Annotated in this window: 4 protein-coding genes; 2 read left to right on the forward strand and 2 right to left on the reverse strand. The window is 68.1% G+C overall.

The genetic code is table 11. From position 1 onward, the window contains the following. Positions 1 to 604, forward strand: a 604-nt coding sequence (locus tag GA0115259_RS20640) for a molybdopterin cofactor-binding domain-containing protein (RefSeq protein ID WP_141716637.1), incomplete at its 5' end; no start/stop codon positions are given. Between the two features lie 21 nt (positions 605 to 625). On the opposite strand, the gene GA0115259_RS20645 is transcribed toward GA0115259_RS20640, so the two are convergent. After that, positions 626 to 1225, reverse strand: a complete 600-nt coding sequence (locus GA0115259_RS20645; protein WP_093599255.1) for a DinB family protein — start codon at positions 1223 to 1225, stop codon at positions 626 to 628. 181 nt (positions 1226 to 1406) lie between these two features. On the opposite strand from GA0115259_RS20645, the gene GA0115259_RS20650 reads away from it, so the two are divergent. Next, entirely contained in the window at positions 1407 to 2303 is an 897-nt protein-coding gene (locus tag GA0115259_RS20650) for an alpha/beta hydrolase (RefSeq protein WP_093599258.1), read from the forward strand. Between the two features lie 43 nt (positions 2304 to 2346). On the opposite strand, the gene GA0115259_RS40430 is transcribed toward GA0115259_RS20650, so the two are convergent. Beyond that, positions 2347 to 2499 carry a hypothetical protein gene (locus GA0115259_RS40430; protein WP_161230425.1) on the reverse strand — a complete coding sequence of 51 codons (153 nt, stop codon included), beginning with the start codon at positions 2497 to 2499 and terminating at the stop codon, positions 2347 to 2349. Positions 2500 to 2860 lie beyond the last annotated feature (361 nt).

The raw sequence follows: 2860 nt of genomic DNA on the forward strand, positions 1-2860 counted from the left end.
CGACGGTGCCGGCGGTGGCCGTGACGGAGTGTCCGTGCCGCTGGGCGAGCTCGTCGGGCGTATCCGTCCCGGGGGCGAGGGCGAGGGCATCGAGGCGGACGGCGAGACGTACGCCATGGCGGCGGAACCGAACTACGCGGCCTACTCGATCAACACCTACGGAGCGCACTTCGCCGAAGTCGGCGTCGATGCCGACACCGCCGAGATCCGGCTCCGGCGGATGCTGGGCGTGTTCTCGGCGGGCCGCGTCCTCAACGCCAAGACGGCACGCTCGCAGCTCCTCGGCGGCATGATCTGGGGGCTGGGAATGGCCCTGGAGGAAGCGGTGGCCATGGACGTACGGTCCGGCGCCCTCGTCAACCGCGATCTCGCGCAGTACCTGGTGCCCGTCCACGCGGACATTCCCGAGATCGACGCCGTCATCCTCGAAGGCTTCGACAACAAGGCCAATCCTCTCGGCGCCAAGGGCGTCGGCGAACTGGGCATCTGCGGAGCCGGCGCGGCGGTCGCCAACGCGGTGTTCAACGCGACGGGCGTACGCGTACGTGACTTCCCCATCACACTCGAAAACCTCCTGCCGTGCCTGCCGCCGCTGGAGGAGTGACTCGCGGGAGCGCGGGAGGGATCAGCCGCGACCGGCTTCGGCTTCCTGGGCCGCGCGCTCCAGTCGGCTCCGGTAGTCCTCCCACCACGACTGGTCGCCCGGCGGCATGTTGTCGTTGCCCTCCGACATCCCGACGGCTCCGTCGAGGAGTTCCCGGACGATATCGGCGTGGCCGGCGTGGCGGTGGGTGTCGGCGATCACGCGTACCAGGACATGGTGCAGTGTCGTCTCTCTCCGTTCTTCGGGCCACCACGGGACATGACCGAGCGTGTCGAGCGGCAGCGTGGTGATCGTGGTGTCCGAGTGCTTCCACGCCTGCCGGTACAGCCCGACGATCTGTTCGCGGGACTCGTCCGCGGTGGCCCACATGTCCGCGCCCGGTTCTGCGTCCTCCCCGTACCAGGACGGCGGCTCGTCGAAGAACCGGCGCCCGAACGTATCGCCGAAGTACCCCAGCTCGACAGCGGCGATGTGCTTGACCAGGCCCAGCAGATTTGTGCCGGTCGGCGTCCGCGGGCGGCGGATGTCGTACTCCGAGAGCCCGTCGAGCTTCCACAGCAGCGCGTCGCGGGCGGCTTGCAGGTAGTGAAGAAGGTCCGCTTTCGCTTGTGATTCGATCATGCCCGGCAGTCTCCCACCCGGCACTGACAGCCGGTCCGACGGCGGCCAATCATCACAGGTACGCGGAGAACATCACCCGGGTGGCGGTTCCATTTCACTCATTTGCTTCTGAACGCGCGACCTGCGGACTCGGGGCGGTGACGCTGAGGACAGCTCGTCCGCCGTTCGAAGGAGAGACCAGATGGCTGTGCCGTCCACTCCTGGCCTGCGGATATGTCCTCGGACACGTCCCCGGACACGTACGGGGGCACGTCCGCGTCGCAGGTACACGCTCGCGGTCGTTCTCACCGCCACGGCGTTCGCCGCCACCGTTCCCACCGCGAGTGCCCGTCCTGCCGTCGCCGCAGGCGGTGGCACCGAAGCCAAGCCGACGGTGGTGATGATCCACGGCGCCTGGGCCGACACATCGAGCTGGAGCGGCGAGGTGAAGATCCTACGCGGCGAGGGATACTCCGCGCGTGCGATCGGCAACCCGCTGGAGGGCCTGACCACCGACGCGGAGACCGTGGCCGACTTCCTCAAGAGCATTCCCGGCCCGATCGTGCTGGTCGGCCACTCGTACGGCGGCTCGGTCATCACGAACGCCGCCGCTCAGACCGACAACGTCAAGGCGCTCGTGTACGTGGACGCCGCCGCGCCGGCCGTGGGCGAGACCACGGGATCGCTGAGCGGCTCGACATCGGCGCTCAACGCGCCGCCCGAGACGCTGTTCGACAGCGTCCCGTACGCGAACGCCCCGGAGGGCACGACGAACCTGTACTTGAAGCAGGACATCTTCGTCAAGAAGTTCGCCCAGGACCTACCGGTCCAGCAGGCCACCAACCTCTGGGCCACACAGCGCGCCGCGTCGATGGCCGCGTTCGACACACCGTCCAAGTACGCGGCGTGGAAGACGATCCCGTCGTGGTACTTCATCAGCACCGGCGACCAGATCATCACGCCGGAGTCCGAGTTGATGATGGCGCGCCGGGCGGGCTCGAAGATCACCACGTTCAAGGGCGGTTCGCACCTCACGCTGATCTCCCACCCGGCCGCCGTGGCCAAGGTCATCAAGTCGGCGATCGAAGCGGTGAGTTGAGGGCGATTCGACGGTGAATTGACGCCTCGCCCCGACGGCGGCCTCAGAGCTCGGTGCCGTCGGGGATGAGGTGGTCGTACTGCCCGGCCTTGACCGCGAGTATGTGCGCCAGCATCTCCTTGTCGGTGAACCGGAGGGCGCCGTCCAGGTCGCGGGACTTGGAGTCGCCGAAGGCGACGCCGCCGGTGATGGGCATGATCAGTGGGCCGGTAGGTTTCGTGCCGGGTGGGGGCCGCCCAAAGTAACTGCCCCCCGGGACCCGGCGCCCGCGTGGCACGGGACCTGCCGGCCCACCTCGACTACCGCTCGCCCCGGCGCTGGTAGGCGCCGCCGTGCGCATCAGCGGGGCGCGCCTACCAGCGGGCAAGAGGCCGCTGAAGTGGATCAGAGGGTCACACTAAGGTCATGCTGATCTGCTCGCCCTGCACGGTCCAGTGCTGGCGGAGCCCGGAGGGGTTGCACGGCTCCACGTTGACTATGCGAGTTCTCGGGTAGTCACTGGCCAGGCACATATCGGGGTACGCGGACTGGGAGATCGATTCGCCGTTGATGGTCCA

The organism is Streptomyces sp. MnatMP-M17, from assembly GCF_900091995.1.
Lineage (GTDB): Bacteria > Actinomycetota > Actinomycetes > Streptomycetales > Streptomycetaceae > Streptomyces.